Here is a 3,348-nt window from a genome sequence, read left to right on the forward strand (position 1 = left end):
GGGGTTCCCCTTCTCCAGGTGCCCCGGATCTTCCCCGGCTGCAGCTAGATTAGGGGGATGCATTTGGGGGACATCACCGCGGACCGCGCCGACCATTCGAATATCACCGTCTGGGCTGCCGAGGTGCTGCGCAGCCGGATCGCCGCGGGTGAGCTGCTGCCGGGAACGAAGCTCTCGGAGCAGCAGCTGGCTGCCTCACTGCAGGTATCCCGGAACACCCTGCGCGAGGCCTTCACCATGCTCAGCCTCGAATCGGTGGTGACCCGGTATCCCAACCGCGGCGTTTTCGTGGCCTCGCCCGACGCCGATGCGGTGCGGGAGATTTACCGGGTGCGCCGGATGCTGGAACCCGCGGCCGTCCTCTGGGGACCGGAGCTGGACCTTCCGCGGCTTGATGCGGTGATTGCCCAGGCCCGCGGGGCCGCCTCCCGCGGCATCGTCTCGGAAATGGCGGCGGCGAACCAGGACTTCCATCAGGCCCTGGTCGCTGCCTCCGGGAGTGCGAAGCTGGCGATGATGATGAGCCGGGTGCTGGCGGAGATGCGTTTGGTGTTCCACGCCATGAGCGCCGAACCCGACTTCCACTCCCACTACGTTGAGCAGAATGCTGCCCTGGTGGAGCTGCTGCGTTCCGGCCGCCGGGCCGAGGCCGCGGAGAAGCTGCTCGGCTATCTGGATGCGGCCGAAGCGGAGCTGCTGGGGCATCTGGCTGCCAATCCGGCGAAATCCGGTCCGGCGACCGGAAGCTGACGGTTTCTCAGGTGAGAGATCAGACCAGGTAGGCACTGTCCCGCGCGTCGGTAATCAGCATGTGCCCGGGGGCGTGGCCGATCGCGAGCGAGGGCTTTGACTCCATCACGGCCGCCTGCGGGGTCACGCCGCAGGCCCAGAACACCGGGACGTACCCGTCTTTGATCTCCACCGGATCGCCGAAGTCCGGCCGGCCCAGGTCCGTGATGCCCAGTTCCGCGGGGTTTCCCACGTGCACCGGTGCGCCGTGGACGGCCGGATAGCGGGCGGTGACCCGGACGGCGTCGGGCACCTGCGACGCGGGAATCGGCCGCATCGAGACCACCAGCGGGCCGCTGATGCTCCCAGCCGGTTCGCACCGGACCGAGGTGCGGTACATGGGAACGTTGGTGCCCTGGTCGATGTGCGCGATCCCGATGCCGGCCTCCTGCAGCGCCGCTTCGAAGGTGAAGCTGCAGCCGACGATGAAGGTCACCAGGTCATCGCGCCAGTAGTCGGTGATGTCCGTCGGATCGGCGACCAGTTCCCCATCGACGTACACCGTGTAGCGCGGCACATCGGTCCGGATGTCGCCGCCGGCCAGCAGCGGGCCGGTGGTTTCCCCGGCGTCGAGCACGCCCAGGATCGGGCAGGACTTGGGGTTCCGTTGCGCGAAGAGCAGGACGTCGAAGGCCTGTGCCTTGGGCACAATGATCAGGTTCGCCTGGGCATAACCAGCGGACCAGCCGGCGGTGGGCGTGACCAGCCCGCTGCGGAAGAGCAGACGTGCTTCTGCGGGGGACATGGCCGCGGTGGAGACCGCATCGGCCAACACAGGCTGCGGATTGGTTGCGGAGTTCATCGGGGTCCTTTCTACTGCCAGAGGGCAGCGAGCCCGGACAACGAGTTCCAGCCCAGGAACAGGGTCAGCAGCCACGCCAGCACGCCGATGCCCAAGAGCCACTTCGGATAGTCGTAACCCTGCAGCAGGTCGCGGCGGCGCCAGGCGGCGTAGAGCAGGATCCCGAAGCCGAGCGGCAGGATCAGGCCATTGAACGCGCCGGCGAAGACCAGCAGGGTCTGGGGCGCCTGGCCGAGCACCAGATACATCACCGCGCAGAAAGCGATAAAGGCAACCGTGATCAGGCTGCGGGTGCGGTCCTTGGTTGCCGGCGTCGTAATAAAGGACACCGAGGTGTAGGCAGCGCCGATAACGGAGGTCAGGGCGGCGGCCCAGAAGACGATGCCGAACATCCGCAGGCCGATTTCGCCGGCCGCGGCGTAGAACGCATCGGCCGCCATGTTGTCACCGGCCAGTGCCACGCCGCTGGCTACTACACCCAGGATGGCGAGGAACAGCAGCATGCGCATCACGGCGGTGACGATGATGCCCAGCAGCGAGACCTGGGTGATCTCCTTGACGTGTTCGGTGCCGGACGTTCCCGAGTCGAGCAGACGGTGTGCACCGGCGTAGGTGATGTAGCCGCCCACGGTTCCGCCGATCAGAGTGGTGATCGTCAGGAAGTCCACCTCGTCCGGAAGCACGGTGTTTTTCAGCGCTTCACCGACGGGCGGTGCAGCAACGATGGCTACGTAGAGCATCAGCAGGATCATGATAGCGCCGAGCATCACCACAATCCGGTCCAGGGCCAGTCCGGCCTTCTTGGACAGGAAGACCAGGATGGCGACGACGGCGGAGATGATGCCGCCAATTTTGGGATCCAGCCCCATCATCGCGTTCATGCCCAGGCCGGTGCCCGCAATGTTTCCGATGTTAAAAACCAGGCCGCCGATGAACACCAGGCCCGACAGCACCCAACCTGCCCCGGGAAGCACCTTGTTGCCGAGTACCTGCGCGCGCAGGCCGGAAACGCCGATGATCCGCCACACGTTCAGCTGCACGGCAATGTCAACAAGAATTGACACCAGGATGGCGAAGGCAAAGGCGGCACCGAGCTGGACCGTGAACACCGTTGTCTGGGTGATGAACCCGGGGCCGATCGCGCTGGTCGCCATCAGGAACATCGCACCGAGCAAAGCGGTGCGCCTGGCGTTGGGTTTGACCTTCACTTTGCGGGGCGGGGCCGTCTGAGGGGACGACGTGTCCATACTGACTTCCGATCACTGGAGGATGTGGCGGCTGCCACATTGATTTCCAGCAGTCTACGGGTTGTTGAACAATCTAGTCACATCGAACAACCGAGCCGATCACATGTTAATGACACGAGCCACTCGTGCCATCAATAGAACGAGGGGCAGCTAAAGCCACACCGTTCGCGTAAACCACAGCCGATACCGGAACCTACCCAGCCGCAGGGATAACACCGGAGAATCGATCTTCGCGTGCCCCCGACCCGTGGCCGAGGGGGCCCTCCGCCGGGTTGACGCAAGGCGCCGGCTGGCCTCATTCATGCGCTCCCGGTACTCCAGTTTCGCAAGTTCAATTTCCATCAGGCCCATGTTCGGCCCCTCCGTCTTCTCCAGCGACCCGGCTGCTCCGGCGCCCCGTTCTGCTCCCGGGCCCGTTCTTACGGCGCCCCGTTCTGCTCCCGGGCCCGTTCTTGCGGCGCCCCGTTCTGCTCCCGGACCCGTTCTTACGGCGCCCCGTTCTGCTCCCGG

3 protein-coding genes are annotated in these 3,348 nt (G+C 65.5%); 1 reads left to right on the forward strand and 2 read right to left on the reverse strand.

The genetic code is table 11. From position 1 onward, the window contains the following. Positions 1 to 57: 57 nt before the first annotated feature. Positions 58 to 750 (forward strand): GntR family transcriptional regulator, encoded by a 693-nt coding sequence (locus tag RTN46_RS10990; protein ID WP_312181333.1) that lies wholly within the window; start codon positions 58 to 60, stop codon positions 748 to 750. A gap of 19 nt (positions 751 to 769) precedes the next feature. On the opposite strand, the gene RTN46_RS10995 is transcribed toward RTN46_RS10990, so the two are convergent. Both RTN46_RS10995 and RTN46_RS11000 read right to left on the reverse strand, forming a co-directional pair. Next, a complete protein-coding gene (locus RTN46_RS10995; RefSeq protein ID WP_312181335.1) occupies positions 770 to 1,591 on the reverse strand; it encodes a putative hydro-lyase in 822 nt (273 codons plus the stop codon). Positions 1,592 to 1,602: 11 nt separating this feature from the next. Beyond that, positions 1,603 to 2,838 (reverse strand): divalent metal cation transporter, encoded by a 1,236-nt coding sequence (locus RTN46_RS11000; RefSeq protein WP_312181337.1) that lies wholly within the window; start codon positions 2,836 to 2,838, stop codon positions 1,603 to 1,605. Between the last annotated feature and the right edge of the window lie 510 nt (positions 2,839 to 3,348).

The organism is Arthrobacter sp., from assembly GCF_031988865.1.
In the GTDB taxonomy this organism is placed as follows: domain Bacteria; phylum Actinomycetota; class Actinomycetes; order Actinomycetales; family Micrococcaceae; genus Arthrobacter_B.

Excerpts from the sequence above, each read along its gene's own strand:
- RTN46_RS10990 (WP_312181333.1), top strand. The coding sequence starts at position 58 with ATGCATTTGGGGGACATCACCGCGGACCGCGCCGACCATTCGAATATC.
- RTN46_RS10995 (WP_312181335.1), bottom strand. The coding sequence starts at position 1,591 with ATGAACTCCGCAACCAATCCGCAGCCTGTGTTGGCCGATGCGGTCTCC.
- RTN46_RS11000 (WP_312181337.1), bottom strand. The coding sequence starts at position 2,838 with ATGGACACGTCGTCCCCTCAGACGGCCCCGCCCCGCAAAGTGAAGGTC.